The sequence below is a fragment of the Niallia oryzisoli genome, assembly GCF_043641075.1.
Classification (GTDB): Bacteria; Bacillota; Bacilli; order Bacillales; family Cytobacillaceae; genus Bacillus_BD; species Bacillus_BD oryzisoli_A.
In genome coordinates, this window is the sequence record NZ_JBHZRC010000014.1 from 76,169 (window position 1) to 101,046 (window position 24,878).

At 44.9% G+C, this 24,878-nt stretch carries 17 protein-coding genes; 3 read left to right on the top strand and 14 right to left on the bottom strand.

What is annotated here, in order from left to right; all coding sequences use genetic code 11:
• Positions 1–8 precede the first annotated feature (8 nt).
• The 7 genes from icmF to ACHUFV_RS24085 form a co-directional block, all read right to left on the bottom strand.
• Positions 9–3,248 (bottom strand): fused isobutyryl-CoA mutase/GTPase IcmF, encoded by a 3,240-nt coding sequence (gene icmF, locus ACHUFV_RS24055; protein ID WP_394238676.1) that lies wholly within the window; start codon positions 3,246–3,248, stop codon positions 9–11.
• The gene (locus tag ACHUFV_RS24060; RefSeq protein WP_394238638.1) at positions 3,232–3,912 is read right to left on the bottom strand and encodes a TetR/AcrR family transcriptional regulator; all 681 of its coding nucleotides are present in this window, start codon (positions 3,910–3,912) and stop codon (positions 3,232–3,234) included. Before ACHUFV_RS24060 ends, icmF begins: the two co-directional genes overlap by 17 nt.
• A 292-nt stretch (positions 3,913–4,204) precedes the next feature.
• Complete coding sequence (locus tag ACHUFV_RS24065; protein ID WP_394238640.1) at positions 4,205–5,338, bottom strand: acyl-CoA dehydrogenase; 1,134 nt, start codon at positions 5,336–5,338, stop codon at positions 4,205–4,207.
• A 248-nt stretch (positions 5,339–5,586) separates the two neighbouring features.
• Entirely contained in the window at positions 5,587–6,696 is a 1,110-nt protein-coding gene (locus tag ACHUFV_RS24070; protein ID WP_394238678.1) for an acyl-CoA dehydrogenase, read from the bottom strand.
• A gap of 127 nt (positions 6,697–6,823) precedes the next feature.
• Complete coding sequence (locus ACHUFV_RS24075) at positions 6,824–7,675, bottom strand: 3-hydroxybutyryl-CoA dehydrogenase (RefSeq protein ID WP_394238642.1); 852 nt, start codon at positions 7,673–7,675, stop codon at positions 6,824–6,826.
• 158 nt (positions 7,676–7,833) lie between these two features.
• Positions 7,834–9,024: an acetyl-CoA C-acetyltransferase gene (locus ACHUFV_RS24080; protein ID WP_394238644.1), complete on the bottom strand. Its 1,191-nt coding sequence runs from the start codon at positions 9,022–9,024 to the stop codon at positions 7,834–7,836.
• 329 nt (positions 9,025–9,353) lie between these two features.
• The gene (locus ACHUFV_RS24085; protein WP_394238646.1) at positions 9,354–11,459 is read right to left on the bottom strand and encodes a (Fe-S)-binding protein; all 2,106 of its coding nucleotides are present in this window, start codon (positions 11,457–11,459) and stop codon (positions 9,354–9,356) included.
• A 183-nt stretch (positions 11,460–11,642) separates the two neighbouring features.
• Here ACHUFV_RS24085 and cls point away from each other — a divergent pair, with 183 nt between their 5' ends.
• On the top strand, positions 11,643–12,845 hold the full coding sequence (gene cls, locus ACHUFV_RS24090) for a cardiolipin synthase (RefSeq protein WP_394238648.1): 1,203 nt from the start codon (positions 11,643–11,645) through the stop codon (positions 12,843–12,845).
• 104 nt (positions 12,846–12,949) lie between these two features.
• Complete coding sequence (gene uvsE / locus ACHUFV_RS24095) at positions 12,950–13,906, top strand: UV DNA damage repair endonuclease UvsE (protein ID WP_394238650.1); 957 nt, start codon at positions 12,950–12,952, stop codon at positions 13,904–13,906.
• 116 nt (positions 13,907–14,022) lie between these two features.
• Here the strand turns inward: uvsE and argS are convergent, their stop codons facing one another.
• From argS to speE, 7 genes are all read right to left on the bottom strand, one after another.
• Positions 14,023–15,693 carry an arginine--tRNA ligase gene (gene argS, locus ACHUFV_RS24100; RefSeq protein WP_394238652.1) on the bottom strand — a complete coding sequence of 557 codons (1,671 nt, stop codon included), beginning with the start codon at positions 15,691–15,693 and terminating at the stop codon, positions 14,023–14,025.
• Positions 15,665–16,135, bottom strand: a complete 471-nt coding sequence (locus ACHUFV_RS24105) for a YwiB family protein (protein WP_394238654.1) — start codon at positions 16,133–16,135, stop codon at positions 15,665–15,667. The genes argS and ACHUFV_RS24105 overlap by 29 nt, the downstream gene beginning before the upstream one ends.
• A gap of 89 nt (positions 16,136–16,224) precedes the next feature.
• Positions 16,225–17,340 (bottom strand): GerAB/ArcD/ProY family transporter, encoded by a 1,116-nt coding sequence (locus ACHUFV_RS24110; protein ID WP_394238656.1) that lies wholly within the window; start codon positions 17,338–17,340, stop codon positions 16,225–16,227.
• Positions 17,337–18,548 (bottom strand): Ger(x)C family spore germination protein, encoded by a 1,212-nt coding sequence (locus ACHUFV_RS24115; protein ID WP_394238658.1) that lies wholly within the window; start codon positions 18,546–18,548, stop codon positions 17,337–17,339. The genes ACHUFV_RS24110 and ACHUFV_RS24115 overlap by 4 nt, the downstream gene beginning before the upstream one ends.
• 12 nt (positions 18,549–18,560) lie before the next feature.
• Positions 18,561–20,129: a spore germination protein gene (locus tag ACHUFV_RS24120; RefSeq protein ID WP_394238660.1), complete on the bottom strand. Its 1,569-nt coding sequence runs from the start codon at positions 20,127–20,129 to the stop codon at positions 18,561–18,563.
• Positions 20,130–20,318: 189 nt separating this feature from the next.
• Positions 20,319–21,191 carry an agmatinase gene (gene speB, locus ACHUFV_RS24125; protein WP_394238662.1) on the bottom strand — a complete coding sequence of 291 codons (873 nt, stop codon included), beginning with the start codon at positions 21,189–21,191 and terminating at the stop codon, positions 20,319–20,321.
• Positions 21,192–21,251: 60 nt separating this feature from the next.
• Entirely contained in the window at positions 21,252–22,079 is an 828-nt protein-coding gene (speE, locus tag ACHUFV_RS24130) for a spermidine synthase (RefSeq protein WP_394238664.1), read from the bottom strand.
• Positions 22,080–22,362: 283 nt separating this feature from the next.
• Between speE and ACHUFV_RS24135 the strand changes: the two genes are divergently transcribed.
• Complete coding sequence (locus ACHUFV_RS24135) at positions 22,363–24,453, top strand: transglycosylase domain-containing protein (RefSeq protein WP_394238666.1); 2,091 nt, start codon at positions 22,363–22,365, stop codon at positions 24,451–24,453.
• Positions 24,454–24,878 lie beyond the last annotated feature (425 nt).

Here is a 24,878-nt window from a genome sequence, read left to right on the forward strand (position 1 = left end):
GCAGTGCTCTACATGTTTCGGCGGTATTGGCCGCCTACCTCGTAAAGCGCGCGGGTAATTTGACCAAGGCTGGCGAATTTGACGGTTTCCATGAGTTCGTTGAAGATGTTGCCTCCACTCGTTGCTGTCTGCTTCAATCGGTCCAGCGCTGCATCTACAACAGCTTTATTCCGCTCCTGAAAACTCCTTAGATTCGTAATCTGTGTCTCCTTCTCCTCCCTTGAGGCACGAGCCAGCTCCATGTTATCCAGCTCTTCCTCCTTAGGTGGCGTTGGGTTTACGTACGTATTCACCCCGATAATCGGCAGCCCTCCTGTTGACTTTAAGGTTTCGTAATACATCGACTGCTCCTGAATCTGCCCTCTTTGATACTGCGTCTCCATGGCACCCAGGACTCCGCCTCTATCATCTAAGCGTTCGAACTCCCTTAATACAGCTTCCTCTACAAGCTCGGTCAGCTCCTCGATCATGAACGACCCTTGTAGTGGATTTTCGTTCGTTGATAAGCCATGTTCCTTTGTAATAATCATTTGAATTGCCATTGCACGTCTGACCGATTCCTCTGTTGGCGTTGTAACGGCCTCATCATAGGCATTCGTATGCAGAGAATTACAGTTATCCTGTAAAGCCATCAACGCCTGAAGCGTCGTCCGGATATCATTAAAGTTCATTTCCTGCGCATGCAGTGACCGTCCCGAGGTCTGAATATGATATTTTAGCTTTTGACTTCGCTCGTTGGCACCATATTTGTCTCGCATCACAACTGCCCAAATTCGCCGTGCTACCCTGCCAATCACGCTATACTCCGGATCCAGTCCGTTCGAGAAAAAGAACGATAAGTTTGGCGCGAAGTCATCAATCTTCATCCCTCTGCTCAAATAATACTCAACATACGTAAAGCCATTTGCCAGGGTAAATGCCAGCTGCGAAATGGGGTTGGCCCCCGCTTCTGCTATATGATAGCCGGAAATCGAAACAGAGTAATAATTTCGTACTTGGTGATCAATGAAATACTGCTGAATATCGCCCATCATCCTTAGAGCAAACTCCGTCGAGAAAATACACGTATTCTGTCCCTGGTCCTCTTTTAAAATATCCGCCTGCACCGTCCCTCTTACGGTCTGCAGTGCGGCCGCCATTACTTCGGCATACTCCGTTTCCGTGAGAGTTCGGCCCAGAGCAGCCGCCCTCTTTTCCACTTGCTGCGCAACGGCCGTATTCATGAACATCGCCAGAATAATCGGCGCCGGCCCGTTAATTGTCATCGAAACAGATGTAGACGGATCGCATAAATCAAAGCCTGCATAGAGTTTTTTCATATCATCAAGCGTACACACGCTGACGCCGCTCTCACCAATTTTCCCAAAAATATCAGGGCGCTCGTTAGGATCCTCGCCGTAAAGCGTCACGGAATCAAATGCCGTACTGAGGCGCTTCGCCTGATCATCCTTTGACAAATAATGAAACCGGCGGTTCGTCCGTTCCGGTGTCCCCTCACCAGCAAACTGACGCTTCGGGTCCTCCCCTTCTCGTTTAAACGGAAACACACCCGACGTATAAGGAAACCTTCCAGGCACATTTTCACGATAGACCCACGAAATAATCTCTCCATAATCCTTATAGTTTGGAAGCGCCACCTTCGGAATCAACAAGCCTGACAAGCTCTTTGTCTTTAGAACCGTCACGATTTCCTTATCACGAATTCTTGTTGTAAACTGTTCTCCCTCATAAAGCTCCTTTGTGCTTTCCCACTGTTCGAGAATCCGGACTGATTCCGGCGTTAGCTGCTCGAGTGTTTTCTCCTTAATCCTCTCCAGCTCATCAACTGTATCCTGCTGGCCGTTAAGCTCTCTTACTGCCTGAATCGCACCTTCCAGCTGGAACAGCTTACGTGCTACATCTGCCTGCACCGAAGCCTTCCGCTTGTAACTGTGGACCGTGTCAGTCACGCCGCGCAAATAAGTACGCTGCTCGTTCGGAATAATCACATGCTGCTTCTCCACCTTATCCTTCTTTGAAAAAGAAGTACCCCAGCCTAGACCCAATTTTTCATTGAGCTTTTGAACCAAGGCCGCCCACAACACATTCGTACCATAGTCGTTAAACTGACTTGCTATCGTGCCGTACACAGGCATTTCCTCCAGGCCTTTTTCAAACAGCATATGGCTGCGCTGATATTGTTTTTGCACCTGACTTTTGGCATCCTCTGAACCCTTACGCTCAAATTTATTAATAACGATTAAATCAGCATAATCAATCATATCGATCTTTTCCAGCTGTGATGGCGCACCAAATTCACTTGTCATCACATACATCGATACATCACAAATATCCGTGATGGCCGCATCACCCTGACCAATTCCGCTTGTCTCGATGACAATCAGGTCAAAGCCCGCGCATTGAACAACCTTTATGGCATCAGAAATCGCCGCTGATAATTCCGACTTTGACTTACGTGTGGCGAGGCTCCGCATATAAACACGAGGTGAAAAAATGGCATTCATGCGGATGCGGTCGCCCAGAAGTGCCCCGCCGGTTTTTTGCTTCGTCGGATCGATCGATAATACGGCGGCTTTTTTTTGCGGAAAATCCTGTAGGAAGCGGCGGATAAGCTCGTCAGTCAACGTACTCTTCCCCGCACCGCCTGTACCGGTAATACCTAACACAGGCACAGCCTTTGCCATCCTATTTATTTTTTCAAATAGAGCATTACTCGAAAAATGCTCCCCTTCGGCCCGCTGTTCTGCATGAGTAATCATCCTCGCAATGGAGTTCACCTCACCAGCCGCAAGTCTATCAACCACCTCTTCTGAAGCAGCCCCCAGCGGAAAGTCACATTCCTTAAGCATCGTATTGATCATGCCTTGTAGACCGTCACGAAGTCCATCCTCCGGAGAAAAAATCCGTGCTACACCGTACGCATGAAGCTCATTTATTTCCCGCGGAATGATAACGCCGCCCCCACCGCCAAAAATTTTGATATGGGAGGCGTTTCGTTCCTTTAAGAGATCCACCATATACTTGAAATATTCAACATGGCCGCCCTGATAGGAAGAAACAGCGATCCCATGGACATCCTCCTGGATCGCTGCATAAACCACTTCCTCGACCGACCTATTATGTCCCAGATGTATTACCTCTGCCCCGCTTGCCTGCAGAATTCTTCGCATGATATTAATCGAAGCATCATGCCCATCAAACAGACTTGAAGCGGTCACGAACCGGATTGTATTAGTTGGCCGATACATTTCTGGTTTCACAATAGATACACTCCTTTATATTCTCCTTAACCCCCTTAGCCCCCTCTACTAAAAACTCCATCTGCAGCTCGATATACTCATCAAGCGTGAATAGCTTACGCAGCTCCCAACGCCTGAATGCCCACATTTGTCCCTGTACGTAAATATTATGCGAATGCATTTTTATTTGATTGTCAGACATACTGATTTCACCGTTTTCCACACAGCGCTCAAGCATCTGTTTAAACACATCAACCATTTCTAATTCCTTGTGGAGCACATATGGAAGGGCATCCTTTGGTAGCGATTTTACCTCCTGATACATAACCAGAACCTCATCCTGCATCTCATCGACAACCCGGAAATAGTTGGCAATCGCCTGCCTGAGGTCTTCAATCGTGGTTTGCGGCTTTGTGTCAAGAATCCTCTGCAGCCGCTCCCGTACTTGATCATAAATTCGGTCACAGACTAAATACAGTACATCCTCTTTTGTTCGGATATATTCATACAAGGTTCCGATACTGAATCCTGCAGCCCGTGCAATTTCCCTTGTTGTTGTCCGGTGAAAGCCCTTTTCGATAAAAAGCTTTACCGCTCCATTAATCATTTGGTCTCTCCGCTTTTGGATGAGCCGTTCATCTTTTACTGATGCATGCACCTCTCGTTTTTTCATTGATACCTACCCGCCTGTCTATTTAATTAGGAAATAAATAGTCTAAAAATTAGCAAAATTAATGAGCCATGCCTCCTAAGATGAAAGCTGGTACAAAGCTATTTTTAGTTTTTTTAAACCTTCCTGCTTTTCCTTCGTTTTAATAAATACTGCGCTATTCATTAAAACATCGAACTTTTTGTTCTTCTATTATACAACAAAATCCGTCAGAACATTAAAAACTTTCCGTTTACTCTCTTTTAAATAATGAAATATTAGATTAAACCTTTCTTAAAACCTCTTAAAAATCCCTTCACAGCATTCGGGAAATAACCAGTCGCTGGATTTCCTGGGTCCCTTCGTAGATCTGCGTGATTTTGGCATCCCGCATAAAACGCTCGACAGGATAATCCTTTGTATAACCATAACCACCGAATACTTGAACGGCTTCTGTTGTAACCTTCATGGCTGTATCCCCGGCAAATAGCTTTGACATCGCTGATTCCTTGCCGTACGACAGGCCCTCTGATTCTCTCCAAGCTGCCTGATACGTTAAAAGCCGTGCCGCTTCAACACTTGTTGCCATATCAGCCAGCTTAAAGGCAATTCCCTGCTGGGCAGCTATCGGTTTCCCGAATTGATGACGCTGCTTGGAATAGGCAACAGCTGCATCTAGAGCTCCCTGAGCAATCCCCACAGCCTGCGCCGCAATGCCGTTCCGCCCACCGTCAAGAGTCATCATCGCAATTCTAAAGCCTTCTCCCACCTTGCCAAGCACATTCTCCTTTGGAATTTTACAATCCTGAAAAATGATCTCTGTTGTCGGCGAGGAGCGAATCCCGAGCTTCCTTTCCTTTTTCCCGATTAGAAATCCCGGTGTATCCTTCTCCAAAATAAAGGCAGTCGTCCCCTTCTGCTTTGCGGATGGATCAGTTAACGCAAAGACAATATAGATGTCGGCGACCCCGCCATTGGTGATAAAAATCTTCGAGCCGTTTAACACAAAGTGATCCTCTTCAAGCTTCGCGGTCGTCTTCATGGCGCCGGCATCAGAGCCGCTTCCAGGCTCAGTCAGACCATAAGCGCCAATTTTGTCACCTAATGCCATTGGCTTTAAATATTTTTGCTTCTGCTCCTCGGTGCCGAATTTATAAAGCGGCCACCCGGCAAGAGACGTATGAGCGGATAAAGTAACGGCTGTTGAGGCACAGACACGGGCTAATTCTTCAACTGCAATGCAGTAGGCCAAATAATCACTGCCGATGCCACCGTACTCCTCAGGCCACGGAATCCCCATTAAGCCCAGCTCCGCCATTTTATCGATAATGTCACGATCAAAGCGTTCCTCCTCATCCCTCTCTGCAGCCGTAGGGGCGACCTCATTCTGAGCGAAATCCCGAACCATCTTTCGAATCATTTCATGCTCTTCAGATAAAGTAAAAATCATATTTATTCCCCTTTGTTCGTATATACTATAGAGCCCTTTTTTGGAGCACTACATAGTTGTTGATTTCCATTCCAGGCACTTCGCTTTCCGCGGGCGACCGCCGAGCCTCCTCGACACTGCGTGTCTCCGGGGTCTCGCCTGTCTCGCTTCTCCCGCAGGAGTCTTCGTGCCTTCCACTACAATCAACCTGCTAAATAAAAAACAATGTACTCTAACTTCTGAGAACTTAATTAGTACATACTCTCGAGTTATAAATGCTTACTGATGACAACCCGTTGGATTTCGCTTGTGCCTTCGTAGATTTCCGTGATTTTGGCATCGCGGAAATAGCGCTCAACTGGGTACTCGTCTGTATATCCAGATTCGCCCAGCACTCCAATCGCCTCTGTTGTGATGTAGACAGCTGTCTTTGATGCGAATAATTTCGCGATTGAGGCCTCTTTCCCGCACGGAAGGCCCCGTCGCTTCAAATCAGCTGCACGATAGACTAACAGTTTGGCAGCTTCCAGATTGACTGCCATATCGGCCAGTTTAAACGCGATCCCCTGTTGTGTTTGGTTATTTTTTGAAAAAGAAACAGCTGCCTCAAAGGCTGCCTCTGCTATGCCGAGAGCCTGTGCAGCAATGCCGATGCGGCCGAATTCCAGATTCGCAAGGGCTATCCGAAAGCCTTCCCCTTCACCGCCCAGCCTGTTAGCAGCTGGTATTTTCATATTTTCAAAATACAGCTGCCTTGTTCGCGACCCATGGAGTCCCATTTTCTGTTCATCCTTGCCAATAATTAAACCTGGTGTATTTTTTTCAACAATAAAAGCAGTGATGCCCCGGCTTCTTAGAGACGGGTCTGTTAGAGCAAATAGAATATAAAGGTCAGCCTCCCCTCCATTTGTAATAAAAAGCTTGGAACCGTTGATGACATAATGATCACCAGTTTTGACCGCCTTTGTTTTGAGATTCGCTGCATCCGACCCTGCGTTAGCCTCTGTCAGGCAAAAGGCTCCTAGATACTGCCCTGAGGCCAGCTTCGGGACGTATGCTCTCTTCTGCTCCTCCGTCCCGAAAAGAAGAATCGGATTCGTTCCCACTGAGGTATGGACAGACAGGATAACCCCAACGGTGGCGCTAACCTTTGAAAGCTCATGAATGGTGATTATATAAGAAGTAAAGTCCTTTTCTTGCCCGCTGTATGTTCGCGGAACAGAAATTCCCATTAAGCCAAGCTCTCCCATTTTTTCGAGAATCCTTCTCGGAAACTCCCCCTGCTCCATACGGGGAATAAAGGGCTTTATCTCTTTTTCAGCAAAATCAATGACCTGTTTCCTTACCTGCTTCTGTTCTTTTGTAAATACCAGGTCCATATGATCCCCACTTTCTGCTGCTTGTTGAATTTTTTGCTCTGAAGGAGAGTAATTATTCATTAAAAATGGTAGTAAGTGTAAAACCGCGGATATATTTTTTCCCCGCCGCTAAAAAGTCCCACACTCTCTATTTATATTCATAAAACCCTCGGCCTGCCTTTCTGCCAAGCCAGCCTGCTTTTACATATTTTCTTAACAGCGGGCAGGGACGGTACTTATCCTCACCAAGGCCTTCATGAAGGGTCTCCATGATATAGAGGCATGTGTCGAGTCCAATGAAGTCAGCCAGTGTCAGCGGTCCCATCGGGTGATTCATGCCAAGCTTCATCACCTCATCAATCGCCTCCTTAGTAGCGACACCCTCATATAACGTAAAAATCGCTTCATTAATCATCGGCATGAGAATGCGGTTAGAGACAAAGCCGGGAAAATCATTCACCTCAACCGGTACTTTTTCCAATGTTTTCGTGATGCTCTTAATTGTTTCGTAGACTTCATCACCGGTTGCGAGACCGCGGATAATTTCTACCAGCTTCATTACCGGAACAGGATTCATAAAATGCATCCCAATTACCTTTTCCGGACGGTTCGTGCTTGCGGCAATTTCAGTAATCGGCAGTGAGGATGTATTGCTCGCTAAAATTGTATGCTCTGGTGCGACTGCATCCAGTTCGCGAAAAATTTTCGTCTTGATGTCCATATTTTCAACCGCTGCCTCAATGACTAAATCAACATCCCTCGCATCGCCAAGAATAGTCGATAGGGTAATGAGTGAAAGAATTGCCTCCATTTCCTCCGTCTTCATTCGTCCCTTGTTCACCTGCCGCAAAAGATTCTTGCGAATGGTGTTCTTTCCTTGTTCTGTCAATTGCGTATTCAAGTCATTCAGGATGACATCATAGCCTGCCTGTGCACAAACCTGTGCAATTCCGGAACCCATCTGACCGGCACCTATGACAAGAATCTTCTCAACCTTCATCAGACACCTCCACTTTTTATTTAGAAAACCGATGTGGCCGGTACGATCCTTTACAGGACATGTACCGGCAAAACAAAGGTTCATCGTATTTTTTTAAAAAGCTGTAAGCTAACCATCTCTCTTAGATTGGCTTAACTAGTCACCGCCTGACAAGGTATTTATGCCTTTTGCGGCACCTCAATCATTATCGCATCTCCCTGCCCGCCGCCTGAGCAGATGGCTGCAATGCCAATGCCTCCGCCACGGCGTTTTAATTCATGCATGAGCGTCACGATGATTCTTGCGCCGCTCGCACCAATCGGATGGCCTAGCGCGACTGCACCACCGTTGACATTTACCTTTTCGGGGTCCATTCCGGTTATTTTCATCGTAATCAATGCCACTGCGGCAAAGGCCTCGTTGATTTCGAATAAGTCAATGTCCTCAAGCGTTTTCCCTGTTTTCTTCAAAAGCTCCTTTACGACCAGTCCCGGTGTATCAGGGAAGTCCTTCGCTTCAACCGCAATGGCAGCATGACCAAGAATGACTGCCTCAGGCTGGCGATTTTCCTTTGCGGCACGCTCTGCACTCATTAAGACAAGTGCGGCAGCGCCGTCATTAACACCCGGGGCATTTCCTGCGGTTATGGATCCATTCTTCCCAAAGGCAGGAGCCAGCGCAGCCAGCCTTTCAAGTGATGTATCCCTTCTTGGCCCCTCATCCTGCTTGACAACAATCGGGTCCCCTTTTCGCTGCGGTACTTCCACCGGAATCATTTCCTGTGCAATAATTCCCGCATCCATCGCCGCCAAGGCTCGCTGGTGGCTTCGCAGCGCCCACTCATCCTGTTCTTCACGGCTAATGTTCCAGTTGAAGGCACTTTGATTTCCATACATCCCCATTGGTATACCGGTAAAGCTGCAGGTTAGGCCATCATATTTCATTAAGTCGGTCACAGCAGAATCACCCATTCTCATTCCAAAGCGGGCATCCTGGAGAATATATGGAGCCTGACTCATAGACTCCATCCCGCCGGCCACCATCACACTCTCATCTCCCGCACGGATTAATTGATCTGCCAGCGTCACACTGCGCATGCCCGATGCACACACCTTGTTGATGGTTTCCGTTTTGACATTCCACGGCAGACCGGCTTTTCTGGATGCCTGTCGGGACGGTATCTGCCCCTGCCCGCCCTGCAGCACATTGCCAATTATGACCTCCTCCACCTCTGATGGAGAAACATTTGCTCTTTTTAACGCCTCCTTGATTGCAACTGAACCTAGGTCGGAGGCTGACAGACTGCTTAGGCTGCCCCCTAATTTGCCAATAGGTGTTCGAACTCCGCTTAAGATTACCGTTTTACTCATTGTAAACGTCACTCCTCCTTTTCCTAGTGGAAAAAAAACGAAAGCTCAATTGAATTTTTTATGTTAATTTATTTAGCACCTTCATCATTCCTAATGTAATAGATCCCTTCGCACCTGCTTACACCCTCATTAAATTATATAGAGATAAAAAGCAAATCATGCCTGTACATCCATCTGGCCTATATTCTTTAAACTACTAAACCATATCTCAATCCAGACAGTGTAAGCGTTTCCTTTTCATTTTACTATAAAATAACCCAAATAAAAAGAATTTACTAAATATTCTAAAATATAATAAACGGGAAGCTACCTAAGCTTCCCTTATCTACTCACGATGAAGATATCGCTTCTCTTTTGTCACCAAAAACCGCTTTTTCCAATAGCTCTGCAACATCATATGTCTTTACGGTATCTTCCACTTCCTTCGCTTTCGTTCCGTCAGACAGCATGGTCAGGCAGTATGGGCAGCCTGAGCTGATAACAGACGGTTTGACCTCCAAGGCCTGCTCGGTACGTGCAACGTTAATGCGGTGACCTGTTTCCTCTTCCATCCACATTAAGCCCCCTCCTGCGCCACAGCACATCCCGTTTTCACGGCTCCGCTCCATTTCCACAAGCGTAACACCCGGAATCCTTTTAAGAATTTCCCTTGGGGGATCAAAGACTTCGTTATAGCGGCCTAAATAGCAGGAATCATGGAAGGTGATTGTCTCATTCACCGCATGCTGGGGCTTCAATCGTCCTTCCTTGACTAGCTGGGCCAGCAGCTCAGTATGATGGAAGACCTCAAGGCTCAAGCCGAAATCAGGGTATTCATTTTTAAATACATTATAGGCATGTGGATCAATTGTGACGATTTTTTCAACACCGGCACTTTCAAATTCTGCAATATTATGGGCCGCAAGCTCCTGGAATAAGAATTCATTGCCAAGACGGCGCGGTGTATCACCTGAATTTTTTTCCTTATTTCCTAGTATCGCAAACTTCACACCCGCTTCATTTAACAGCCTTGCAAAGGCTAACGCAATCTTCTGGCTTCGGTTATCGAAGGACCCCATGGAGCCGACCCAGAAAAGATAGTCAAATGTTTCACCTGTTTTTGCAAGCTCCTTAACGGTCGGTATCCTAACATCCTCCCTCGAGCTTCGCCAGTTTTCCTTTTCCCTGCGGTTCAGGCCCCACGGGTTCCCCTGGCGTTCAATGTTGGTCATGGCACGCTGAGCATCCGAGTTTAATTTCCCTTCCGTTAATACTAAGTAACGGCGCAAATCAATGACTTTTTCGACATGCTCGTTCATCACCGGACATTGATCCTCACAGTTCCTGCACGTTGTACAGGCCCAGATTTCTTCCTCGGTAATAACCTCACCGATTAAGCTAGGACTATATGCGGCAGGCACTGCTCCCCCTTTTGCAGCGGCAGCTGCCAGTTGATTTCCCTCAGTATTGGCGAACGCAAATGCAGGCACCCATGGCTTCAGCCTTGTAACGGCGGCACCATGATTTGTAAGATGATCACGCAATTTCACCATCAAATCCATCGGCGACAGCATTTTCCCGGTCCCTGTTGCCGGGCACATATTCGTACATCGCCCGCATTCCACACAGGCGTATAAATCGATTAGCTGATGCTGCGAGAATTCTTCAATTTTTCCAACACCAAAGGTTTCCTGGGTTTCATCCTCAAAGTTGATCGGCGCCAGCTTCCCCGGGCTCTTTAAGCGGTTAACATAAACATTGGCCGGTCCGGCAATTAAATGGGCATGCTTTGACTGTGGGACATAGACAAGAAATGTGAGCAGGATGATTAAATGAGCCCACCAGGCTATATAAAAAATGACAACAGCAGCCTTTTCCCCCATTCCGGAGAAGATAGCAGCGATCATTGAAGCAACAGGCTCTGACCAGACTGGCTCATGCTGATGCCAAACCATACCCATTCCGTTACCAAGCAGGACGGATAGCATTAATCCGCCGATAAAAATCAGCACAAGTCCAGCCTTAAAGTTTCTTTTTAAACGAACAAGCTTTTCAATATAACGGCGGTAAAAGGCCATTATTACAGCAGCCAGAATTAAAAGCGTCACGATTTCTTGAAAAAAGGTAAATGCGGGATAAAGGGGACCTAACGGCAGGTGTGCACCAGGCTTAATTCCTTTTGTAATAAAATCAATGGCTCCAAATTGGACGAGGATAAAGCCGTAGAAAAACAAGACATGCATGATGCCGCTTTTCTTATCCTTCAACAGCTTCTTCTGCCCAAATACATGGACCCATATCTTATGAAGTCGTTCTCTAATATTGTGGTCGAACTCCACTTTCCTGCCTAATTTAATATAGGCGATTCTCGTCTTAATTAGGTAGACAAACAGGCTAACAGCGTAAGCGGTGACAGCAAGAAATGCTAAAAAATTGATCCATAGAATACCATTCATTTTTTGACCTCTCCCTCCTGTTTGAATAAATATCCCTGCCGGTGTGGATTTTTTTGATGAATGAAGTTAATCCATTATATTAACACGTTAATTTTTTTATTTCCCTTTTACAAAAAACATAGGAAATGTGAATCCTGTGCATACTATCAGAACAGTAGGTAAGGCTCTAGGGGGAAATGAAACATGGATACATTTTTCGTAATCATTGGGATTCTCTATGTAGTCGTCCTTTATTTCTTCATTGACTTTTCCCTTGGCAGAAAAATTCATTTAGAGAAGTTACAGCTGCAGCACTTTCCTGATCGACATAGCGATATTCAGCTATTTACCTCAGGTCCTGAATTGTTTGCTGACCTGTTTGCTGAATTTAAGGAAGCACAAAAGCACATTCATATTCTCTTTTATATTGTTAAAAAGGATCGAATCTCCGCCGAATTCCTATCGTTGTTAAAAAAGAAGGCAAATGAGGGTGTCGAAGTCCGCCTCATGCTGGACTGGGTTGGCAGCCTAAAAGCGAAGCGCAGCATTTCTCGAGAGCTTCAGGGTTCAAAGGTACAGCTTGTCTTTTGCAAGGCACCGAGACCTCCCTTTTTCTTTTACTCCTCTCAGGTCCGCAATCATCGAAAAATTACGGTTATTGACGGCAAAATCGGCTATCTTGGAGGCTTTAATATTGGCAAGGAATATATCAACCTGGATTCAAAGCTCAGCCCGTGGCGCGATTACCATTTGAAAATAATTGGCGAGGGCGTACAGGACCTGCAGCATATGTTTCTACGAGACTGGGAAGAAGCGGCACGTGTCCGCTTGCTCCAAGATGAAGCGTATTTTCCACGTTTGGAAAAAGGGAAATACCGTCATAAGATTGTTCCCTCCGAGGGCTTTTATCTGGAGGAAACCTTTTCTGACCTGATTAGAAGTGCAAAGCAATGCATTATGATAGGATCACCTTATTTTATCCCGGGCAAAGTAATTTTTCGTGATCTGCAGGCTGCATTAAAAAGAGGCGTCAAGCTTGAGATTCTCGTCCCATCCAATCCAGACCATGCGCTTGTCAAAGAAGCCTCCTATAGGTATTTACGCAAGCTTCTGTCCTTAGGGGCTTCGGTGTACCAATATCAAAACGGCTTCTATCATTCTAAAATTCTCATCATCGACGACAAGGTCTGTGACGTCGGAACCGCCAACTTTGATAAACGAAGCTTCTATTTAAATCATGAAATGAACTGCTATACGTACGACCCGCACTATATCGAGAAAATCCGATCCGTGCTAAAGCAAGACCAGTCTGATTCCAAGCTCATCTCAAAGCAAGACATCTCCAGGCTGAACCCCTGGATCTTCTGCAAAGAAATGGTCGCACGATCGATTTCATTGTTTTTATAAAGGAGCCACGGGGACGGATTCCTTGGCCCGGCACGTAACAGTCTCTAGATTTTACAAAGCTGCCCGCACTAAAGCCATTTTCACCGAAAAAAGGAGTAAACACTATGAGGATTCGCTTTGGTTATGTGTCCCAATCAATGAGTCTATGGGATGCATCTCCATCCAAAACCGTTACCTATACCCGTTTTTCACAGCTCCCTGCAGAAGAACGCATGGAGAAGCTATTAACCGTCACCGCAGCCAATCTAGCTAATACGAAAAGAATGCTTCATTATAATATTGGCCATGAAATTGAGCTGTACCGGTTCTCTAGCTCGATTGTCCCGCTTGCGACCCATCCTGAGGTTCGCTGGGATTTTGTCACACCTTTTCGGGATGAGTGGCGTGAGATTGGTGACCTTGTTAAAAAGCATCGCCTGCGGGTTAGCTTTCACCCTAATCAATTTACGCTGTTCACCTCGCCTCGCGAGGATGTGACAAAGAATGCCGTTGTTGATATGGAGTACCATTATCGAATGCTTGAAGCAATGGGAGTTGAAAAGGAAAGCCTCATTAACATCCATATCGGCGGGGCTTATGGGAATAAAGAGGAATCCCTTGAACGGTTCCAGGTTAATTTAAAAAGTCTTCCCGCACATATTAAAGAGGTTATGACGCTGGAAAATGATGATAAAACGTATACGACCGATGAAACGCTGAAGATCTGTCAGCTTGAAGGTGTCGCGAATATTTTCGATTATCATCACCACATGGCTAACCTAGGGGAAGCCTCGTTAGAGCAGATGCTGCCGCAGGTTTTTGCTACGTGGGAGCGTCGGGGGCTTCTTCCGAAAATTCATATCTCATCGCCGAAGACATCATCCGCCTTCCGTTCCCATGCCGATTATGTCGATATTGAATTTCTCCAGCCCTTACTGGAGCTTCTTCATTCCATGAAACAGGATGTCGATTTTATGATTGAAGCAAAAATGAAGGATTTGGCGATGCTAAAGCTTGTCGAGGATATCAGCAAAATTCGCGGGGTCAAACGAATCAGCGGTGGGGCGGTGGAGTGGAAATAATAAAAGGTATTTGAGTTTCTTCTTTAAGGACCCACTTTGTCCTTTAGACCCCCATCATCAACGCATTCCTGCACACCAAACAAAAAAGGCTCCCGCAACAGGGAGCCTTTTTACTATTACATCTTCTCCGGAGCCGAAACCCCAATCAAATCTAACGCATTTTTCAACGTAATCTGCACAGCCTTAATCAATGACAAACGAGCCTTTGTTTTCTCCACTTCCTCCAAATCAAGAACCTTTTCAGCATTATAGAAGCTGTGGAAATTGGATGCTAATTCAAAAATATAGTTGCTAATACGGTGCGGCATTCTCTTCAATGCAGCTTCCCCTACTGCTTCAGGGAATTCACCAAGCTTCTTCAATACATCAATTTCCTTTTCAGCCTGAATAAAAGAGAAATCTGCATCTGTGCTGTATGAAAGATTTTGCTCCTCAGCAGAACGCAGGATACTGCAGATACGCGCATGTGCATATTGTGCATAATACACCGGATTATCATTGGATTGTGACACAGCTAAATCAAGGTCAAAATCCATATGGGTATCCGCACTTCTCATCGCAAAGAAGTAGCGTGTTGCGTCAAGACCAACCTCTTCAACAAGATCTCTCATGGTTACAGCCTTACCTGTACGCTTACTCATCTTCATTTTCTCGCCATTTTTATATAAATGAACAAGCTGGATAATTTCCACTTCAAGTGTATCGGCACCATAGCCTAAAGCCTGAATGGCCGCTTTCATACGTGGAATATAACCGTGGTGGTCAGCACCCCAAATATTGATCAGCTTCTCAAAGCCGCGCTCAAGCTTGTCTCTGTGGTAGGCAATATCCGGCAGCAAGTACGTATAGGAGCCATCCTGCTTAATGAGCACGCGGTCCTTATCGTCACCGAAATCAGTTGAACGTAACCATGTTGCACCGTCCTGCTCGAAAATATAGCCATTATCTCTAAGCTTTTGCAAAGCATCATCAATTTTACCATTATGATATAAAGAAGTTTCAGAGAACCACACATCAAATCCGACACGGAAATCCTCTAAATCCTGCTTCAGCTTGGCCATTTCGTATTTCAATCCGTATTCACGGAATTGCTGGAAGCGCTCTTCTTCGTCCATCTCAACGAACTTATCACCGAACTCTTCCGCTAATTTTTTCCCGATCCCAATAATGTCTTCCCCATGGTAGCCATCCTCAGGCATTGGCTTATCGATGCCAAGCGCCTGATGGTAACGCGCATCCACTGACAATGCAAGGTTATTAATCTGGTTACCAGCATCATTGATATAATATTCACGTGAAACGTCATAGCCTGCCTTTGCTAAAATATTGCAAAGTGAATCACCGACTGCAGCACCGCGGGCATGTCCTAGATGAAGATCACCTGTTGGGTTGGCAGATACAAACTCAACCTGAATTTTCTCGTTGTTCCCAACCGTTGTTTCACCATATTTTTCGCCAGCATCCATAATTGCTGGAATTAAATCCGTTAAATAGCTGTTGTTCATGTAAAAATTAATAAAGCCCGGTCCGGCAATTTCAATTTTTTCAATCGAAGCCTTTGATTTATCAAAATTGGCCACAAGCTCTTCGGCAATCATCTTCGGCGCTTTTTTTGCCACTCTTGCCAGCTGCATCGCCATATTTGTTGAATAGTCCCCGTTTACCTTTTCCTTTGGAATTTCCAAAATTACGTCAGGCAGCTGTTCTTCCGTCGCTAATCCTGCTTTGATAACAGCAGCAGCAATTTCCTGCCTTAAATTACTTTTTACCTGCTCCACTATGTTCATTGCTTTCATCCTCCTCAAACGTTATCGATATGTGATATGTACCTGCATGGTTTCCCAGCATCGTTAAATCATAGAATATGTTAATGAGACCCTTTTTTAAACCATAGTCAAATTCATGGCTAATCCTCGTTGCTGTGGTTTCCATGTCGAGTACCCCGTACGGCGTTTTGTAGCTTCCGACAAGTGTCTTATTCATTTGAAAGGGCAGACGCATGTCAACGGCTCCGTTTCTAACTATAGACCCTTCCCGTTCAGATACCTTCACAACCGTTTTCGCGGTCCCCTCTTCCATTAATTCATCATAGCGCAGAAAAACAGAGCTCGTCTTTTGAATGTATTGTCCAAAAGCGATGAGCTCATACGTTTCTTTTTCCGAATCATTCGTAATCATCGTATTTACTGTTATTTTAACAGCCATTTGCTCTGTTGGATAGCTGGACACTGAACGTGCACCTCTTTTCCTTGCATTACCTGGTTACATCCTTTTGGATAACCTATTAATTATAAATTTTTTTATAAATTGTTTCAAGTTCACGTTGGTTTTCCGTTAACAGCCTTGGATGCTGCCCTCTTTTTCCGAAAACTTCCGACAATCCATAGCAAGAGCGGAATTCCAGCCATATTTAGAGACAGGACGAATGGAAGCCAAAAATATTCCATATACTCCATTCCATATAATGAGTAATTTGAAAAAATGGTTGCTAAAATAAAGGATAGGCATGCCACCAAAACAATTAGCTTTTTCCAATCTTTAATATGAAACAATTGAGCAGTTCCATAGGCTGCCATAAAAAAATATAAGGATAGTTTGACAAAAAGACTTAGTATCCATATTAATACAGCCAGTATTTCAAGATTTTGTATAAAATTCATTACATTAATAAACCTGATCATTTCAAATGCAGAATATTTCAGATTGGCCGCCACTTCTGGTCCAAAAACCAGAATGACAAAAAGGGCGGAGATATTAAGCAGCACGGCTGCAGAGAAAACCCCCCATACTGCCCGGCGGGTTCCTTGCTCCGGCTGGTCCATAAATGAAATGAGCATTAGCATGAATACCGATTCTCCTAAAAAGGAAAGGGGATATAGGCTGCCTTTCACAATAGGATATAAACCTGTATCAGAATAAACCGGGAGAACGTGAGCCATTTGGAGATTGGGTAACGTAAAAAAAATCAAAAAGAGAAAGCTCACCAAAATAATGGGCCCAAACACCTCACTGCATCGGGCAACCCCTTCTATTCCACCTAGATAAGCAATATAAATCATTAATAAAAGGATGGTCAAAAACAATACCCATGGTGGAGTTCTAGGAAGTAAAATAATGTTCACAAACTCGGAAAATTCCCCCAATATATCGCCGATAACGGAATACCAATAGACTAAATAGAGAATTGCTAGGAAGGTACCGATCCATTTGCCAAAAATTAATTTACCGTATTCAATCAGGGTATGCTTGGGATGCAGTAAAGCCGTTTTGGCTGCAAGGAACACTAGCAACACTCCCCCCAGTCCTGCTAGAAGAAAGGAAATCCAAACGTCTTGTTTCGCTGCCTTAATTGCCGGTGAAACGGTAATAAGCAAAGTATTGCCAACTAATATTGATACCATAATCCAATAAATTTGCAGTCCCGTTATTTTCATTCCTTGATCTCGCTTTCTTTATACAATAATGATGGACCAGTCATGCCAATTCGACGGATCTTAAGGTCAACGTCTACTGAAATATTCGCTTCTGCAAAATATGTGTCCCAATCCTTCTTCACCTTTTTCCACTGCTGGGGATATCTTTTATGAACAGCCTCCCCAAAGCCGAATATATCCAGTCCAAATTCCTTTTGTACTTTAGTGATTGTTGCCAGTACTTCTTCTTTTGTTTGTTTTTCCATTGCATGTTTCAGTAGTTTGATATTGTCCCTTTTATCAATATCTAAATTATTATTATTTTCAGTAATACCTCCCTCTCCGCTTAACTCAACCGTAAAGGTGATCTGACCGTTCCTCATTTTTGGGATTATTTCCCCATGGATTTTAGTTAATGCCAAGCTTGCGTTCCCTTTGCCATTCTGTGAAACACTTATCTTCTTTTTATTTAATCGATTGGTTACCCACAAAAAATCCCAATTTTCATCCATATTTAAAAAACCCGCTAATTTCAAATCTGGGTCAAACACAGCTAGCCCAGCCAATTTTAAAATTGGTTTCGCAGCTTCCCCCTTGGCATCCTTATTTCCATGTTGGAAATAATCAATATCAATAGCTGGAATAGTAGGCCGAATCCCGTCACTGTTAGCAGCAATAATAAAATCCAGATAGGCCACATCTCCTCTTCCTCCTGCCTGTTCATGGACCTTTAAAGCAGCAACTGCTGGCGGACTTTCAAACGGGTTAGACAGATTCAGTGCCTGTAAAGCCGTATCCCCTTTTACGACAAAAACGTCCGTTCGAATACTGACATCCGAGCTTCTGCTATTTATATCAATCTCTTCCTTCAAACCATGCTTTGCAAATTTTTCTCCATATAAAACCACCCGCCTCTGGCCAAAATAAGCTTCCCTTGAGAGCTTATTTTGTTGGGTTTCCAAGGCATCCTGTACACTTTTCCCCTTCTCCGAGACCGTTACGTATGATTCACTTTTACTGCCTCCACCGCTTCCTCCTCCGGTTTGCGACTGCATATTCGCTGGGATCGCTATTTGACCGCATATTTGAATCTCATCCTCTTTTTCACCAACATCCCAGCCTGTCGCAAGCCATATGGAACGGTCATTCAGCTCCTTCCGATCCCAGCAGCCTGTTGTGATGATCAATTGGATACAGAAAAAGATACACACAATACTCCCCTTGCCCATTATTCAAACTCCTTATTTTTGTTTTTGCCCTTTTGGAAACCGTATCTTATCCTTGCCTGACAAAAAGGTTGGCCGTTGATTCAAAGCCCATCTTGGAAGTCTTATAATGACATCCTTTAAATCTGCTGGAATTTGCGGTGCTACAGGACTGAAATAGGGAACGCCAAAGGAACGCAGGGACACCAAATGAATCGTTAAAGCAATAAATCCGAGCACAATTCCATATAAGCCCAAGGCCCCTGCTAAAATTAACATGACGAACCTGATTATTCGTATAGCGGTTCCAAAATTGTAGCGAGGAATAGAAAACGAAGAGATTCCTGTTGTCGCGACGACAATCACCATTGGCGCTGAAACAATTCCAGCCTGAACAGCCGCTTGACCGATAACCAGCGCTCCAACAATACTAACGGCGGACCCGATTGCTTTTGGCAGACGGACGCCCGCTTCCCGCAAGCCTTCAAACACAAACTCCATCATAAAGGCCTCAATCATTGCTGGAAACGGCACTCCCTCCCTTGCAGCAGCCACACTGAAAAGCAGGCTCGTTGGAATAAGCTTCGGATGAAAGGTCGAAAGCGCCACATAAAGGGATGGCAAAAAAAGTGAGATATTAAATAAAACGTACCGAATTAAACGGATAAATGTCGTATAGATAAAGCGTTCATAATAATCATCGGCTGCCTGGAGCCCGCTCCAAAAGGTCATCGGAATCACAAGAGCAAAAGGTGTATTATCTACAATGATCCCGATTCTGCCCTCGAGAAGATTGGCTATTAAAATATCCGGTCTTTCTGTATTCTGAATCTGCGGAAATGGCGAGTATGGGACATCTTCAATAAACTCTTCCAGCATCTCCGAACCCATTAATGCATCTAGTTCAATCCGGCCGATTCTCGTTCGGACCTCCTCTAATAGAGAATCGGGTGCAATACCATCTAAATAGGCCATCACAACATCAGTTTGTGACAGCTCTCCAATAGTGAAGGACTCAAATTTAAGCTTTGTACTGCGAATTCGTCTCCGAAGAAGGGTTGTATTGGTCCTTAAAGATTCTGTAAACCCATCCTTCGGACCACGAATGGTGACTTCTGTTGCCGGCTCTTCAATGGATCGCTTCTCAAAGCCAGGCAGTTCCGCAAGCATTGCCTTGTCCTCTCCATCAATGACAACACCAACATTTGCCTTCAGTATTCCATCCACCAGCTCACTCAGATTTGTCACATTTTTCACCTGGGTAATCGCTATCAGGTGCTGTCCGATGATTTTCCCTACTGACGAAGTCTCCTCAACGCCTTGAGGCTTTCCTTCAACGATCATGGGCTTTAAAAAAACCTCATCAAGCAGGTTTGTATCAATAAGTCCATCTAGATAAATGAGTAATAGCTTAACGTTATCCGTAACAAAAACAGGACGAATGACAAAATCCGAACAGTGTTCAAAAAGCTTTTTTAACTGCTGTTCATTATCAGATAGATCTGAACTAATCGAGTCCTCCTCCTTGTTCTGTGATGGAAGAGATGCCGTTTTTTTATTGAACAAATCCTGTAATGTTTTTCGCTTCCGGAATTGACGCATCATAAGTGATCCCCTTTTTTCATATGGGTATATTTTTCCAATTAAGGGAAATTGTATGCACACTTTAAACTGAACAATAAAAAAGAGAGCAAACACTATAAGTGTCTGCTCTCTTTTTTATTGTCTACCACTGTATTTTTCAGATGGAAAAGCCAATGCAAATGTCCATCTTCGGTGTCAGGCACCGGATTTTTATTTCACAAACCCAAGGAGCATTTCACGAAGCAGCTTGCTGGCCGTGTTAACCGTTTGCTCTGAATGATCGTATATCGGAGCAACCTCCACAAGATCCGCTCCTACAACGCGTACATCTGAATGCGCGATTTCGTGGATGGATGCCAATAATTCTCTTGACGTAATGCCGCCCGCATCAACCGTACCTGTTCCAGGTGCATGTGCCGGATCCAATACATCAATGTCAATCGTTACATATACAGGGCGTCCAGCAAGCGTTGGCAGTACCTCCTGCAGCGGTTTATGGACATCAAATTTGTACAGATGCATACCCACTTCCTTTGCCCAGTCAAACTCCTCCTTCATACCGGAGCGAATGCCAAAAGAGTAAACGTTCGTCGGACCAATCAGCTCCGCCGCCTTCCTAATCGGCGTGGAATGAGATAATGGCTCGCCCTCATAATTTTCACGCAGGTCGGTATGGGCATCCATATGAATAATCGCAAGATCCGGATACTTTTTATACATTGCTTTAATCACCGGCCAGCTCACTAGATGCTCACCGCCCATTCCTAACGGGAACTTGTCATCTGCCAGCAAGCCATCAAGGTAGTCCTCAATCAAATCCAAGCTCTTTTGCGCATTTCCGAATGGCAGTGGAATATCCCCTGCATCGAAGTATTTCAGTTCATTTAAATCGCGATCCAAATACGGGCTGTATTCCTCAATACCGATTGACACCTCGCGAATACGTGCTGGGCCGAAGCGGGAACCTGGACGATAGCTGACCGTCCAATCCATCGGCATCCCATAAATCACAACCTGACTTTCCTCATAGCTTGGATGACTTTTAATAAACACATTACCTGAATAGGCTTCATCAAAACGCATGTAAAATCCCCCTTTTATCATTAATACTGCTTTGACGCAGCAGTACTTTTTCCTGTAAAATTACTCTACTAAATCTCTTACAAACTTTGGCAGCACAAATGCTGCTTTATGTAATTCCTTTGTATAGTATTTTGTTTCCAACTCATGAAAACGATCGTCACTCACCTCAAGCGGATCATACTTCTTTGACCCGAGTGTAAAGGCCCACATCCCGCTCGGATATGTTGGAATATTTGCCGTGTACAAGCGTGTAATCGGGAAGATCTCTTTTACATCCTTCTGCACGCTGCGAATTAAATCACTCTTAAACCAAGGGTTGTCCGACTGTGCAACAAAGATGCCATCCTCCTTCAACGCTTTTGAAATACCGGCATAAAAGCCTTTTGTAAAAAGATTCACTGCAGGTCCAACCGGCTCCGTTGAATCTACCATAATCACATCATAAGCATTTTCGCTTTCCGCGATATGCATAAATCCGTCGCCAACCTTTACGTCAACGCGCTCATCATCCAGCTTGCCGGCGATTTCCGGGAGGTATTTCTTTGAATACTCAATGACTTTCCCGTCAATATCGACCAGCGTTGCCTTCTTCACACTTGAATGCTTTAGCACCTCACGAATGACTCCACCGTCCCCGCCGCCAACGACTAATACATTTTCCGGATTAGGATGAGTAAAAAGTGGAATATGTGCTACCATTTCATGATAGACAAACTCATCACGAACTGATGTCATCACCATATCATCAAGCAGCAGCATATTTCCCCATTCTTCTGTTTCCACCATGTCCAGCTTTTGAAACTCAGTTTGCTCTGTATGTAAGGTACGATTGATTTTCATCGTGATCCCAAAATTCTCTGTCTGCTTCTCAGTAAACCAAATTCCCATAGTATTCATCCCTTCATTTGGATTGAAAACACTAAACGTCGTTTTTAGATTACCCAGACATGCTAAATGCAAACAAAAAAATTATAGAGCATCCCACAGGAAATAAAAAGAAAAATATTCCGACTAACCCAAATTATGTTTAAAAATCCACTTATTTTTCAATACTACTAATATGTTTATTTTTTAATCTAAAAGAGAAAAAGATTGTTGCTGAGCAAGCGTTAGACAATCTAATTGCGTATTTTGCCGAACAACACTGCTTTTATTCCGGGGGTGAAACACTATGGAACTGATGACAGACCATCGATTTCGAAAGACGATTAAATACTTACGGGCCTTATTCTTTCTTTGTTTTATTCTTGCTTGTTTGATGGTACTTTTTGCCATCGGAATCCTTATGTATGCGAAAATACTTGGTCCTCCTCCGCTTGCTGTTCCGCAGTCGTCCTTGTACTATGACGACAATGGAAATGTAATTGGAGAAAGCAACAACGGCCAAAAGCGGTACTGGGTGAATTTTGACGAAATTAGCCCGCATCTAGTGGATGCAACCCTTGCCATTGAAGATCGAAATTATTACGAGCATCATGGCTTTGACTATAAACGAATTGCCGGTGCCGCCCTTGCTGACATTAAGGCAATGGCAAAGGTTCAGGGGGCAAGCACTATCAGTCAGCAATATGCTCGAAACCTCTATCTTGAGCATGATAAAACCTGGCAGCGGAAATTGCATGAAGCCTTTTATACAATTCGTTTGGAAATGAACTATACAAAGGAACAAATATTAGAGGGCTATCTGAATACAATCTATTACGGCCACGGGGCATACGGCGCCCAAGCGGCGAGCCAGTTTTATTTTGGCAAGGATGCGTCCGAGCTGAGTTTAGCTGAGGCCGCGATGATGGCAGGAATTCCGAAAGGGCCAAGTATCTACTCGCCGCTCGCCTCGCTAAAAAATGCAAAAAACCGTCAGGGCATTATTTTATCAGCGATGCAGTCAAATGACTTAATTGATGAAAAGGCGTCCAAAGAAGCTAAGCAGGAGGAGCTTACGATTGTCGGCAAGCATCCGCACACTCAGCTCGTAACAGCCCCCTATTTCCAGGATGCCGTTCACCAGGAGCTAACGGACGTGTTGAAGCTCGATGAAAGAACGATTGAGCTTGGAGGGTTAAAGATCTACACAACCCTTGATCTCGATCAGCAAAAAATTGCCGAGGAAACGATTGAGAAGCAGATATCCGAGGATTCCGATATTCAAATTGGCTTTGTGTCGATGAATCCAAAAAACGGCTACATTAAGGCGATGGTCGGCGGCCGTGATTACACGGAAAGCCCTTATAACCGCGTCACCCAAGCCGAGCGGCAGCCAGGTTCGACAATGAAGCCGCTTCTCTATTACGCAGCGCTTGAGCAGGGCTTTACACCGGCCTCAACGATGCGCAGTGAACTGACAACATTCAAATTTGATGATAATCGGGCCGAGTATACACCGCATAATTTTAACAACAAATATGCTGAAAATGATATTACAATGGCTCAGGCCCTTGCCTTATCGGACAATGTCTATGCCGTGAAAACCCACCTGTTTCTTGGCGAGGAGACCCTAGTGGAAACGGCCAAGCGTTTTGGAATCACCTCCGAGATGGCAAAGGTCCCTTCCCTCGCACTCGGTACATCCGGCGTGCGCGTGATTGAGATGGCCAACGCCTACAGTCTATTTGCCAACGGAGGGAAAAAGGTCACTCCGGTTACAATTAAAAAGGTTGAAAACCATAAGGGTGAGGTTATTTATGAGCATAAGCCTGAGCCTGAGGAGGTACTGCGACCGGACTTAGCCTTTGTCATGACACATATGATGACCGGCATGTTTGATAAAAAATTAAACGGCTATGCCAGTGTAACCGGAAGTACCGTTATGAATGATATGACGCGGACGTATGCCGGCAAATCCGGTTCCACCAATACGGACAGCTGGATGATCGGCTATTCACCTCAGCTCGTCTCTGCGGTTTGGACTGGCTATGACGATGGTCAGCCGATTGAAGGCAGATTGGATCAAATGTATGCAAAAAATGTCTGGATTCAGTTTATGGAAGAGGCATTGAAAGGGACTCCGGAAAAATCCTTTAAGGCACCGAAGGGCACTGTCGGCATTTATTTAGATCCGGTAAACGGGAAGCTTGCCACAAAGGATTGTCCAATCAAACGCTACACCTATTTTGCGGCAGGCACCGAGCCAACTGACTATTGTACTGAGCACCTTTTTGAGGAGGACAAAGAATCCTCTAACGGGAAAAAGAAAAAACAGCTTGACGGGAACGAAAATGGTGATCGGGCTCCTTGGTATAAGAGGATGATGCCATGGTCGTAAAAGAAACTGCATGCAGAGGATGGCATGCAGTTTTTGTTTGTTTTGATTACCTTTTTTCGGATGGGGAGTGTGATGGGGCATCAGATTGGCTTCTTGGTTACCTTTTTGCTTACTTGGCCTCTGAAACGGGCATCAGATTTCTCTCCTGATTCCCTTTTAGCACACTCACCCTCTGAAACGGGCATCAGATTGCTCTCCTGATTCCCTTTTAGCACACTCACCCTCTGAAAGGGGCATCAGGTCCCACTTCTGATTACCTTTTTACACTCTCGCCCTCTGAAACGGGCATCAGATTACTCTCTTGGTTACCTTTTAGCACACTCACCCTCTGAAACGGGCATCAGATCACACTCTTGATTACCTTTCTGCTCTCTCGCCCTCTGAAACGGGCATCAGGTCCCACTTCTGATTACCTTTTTACACTC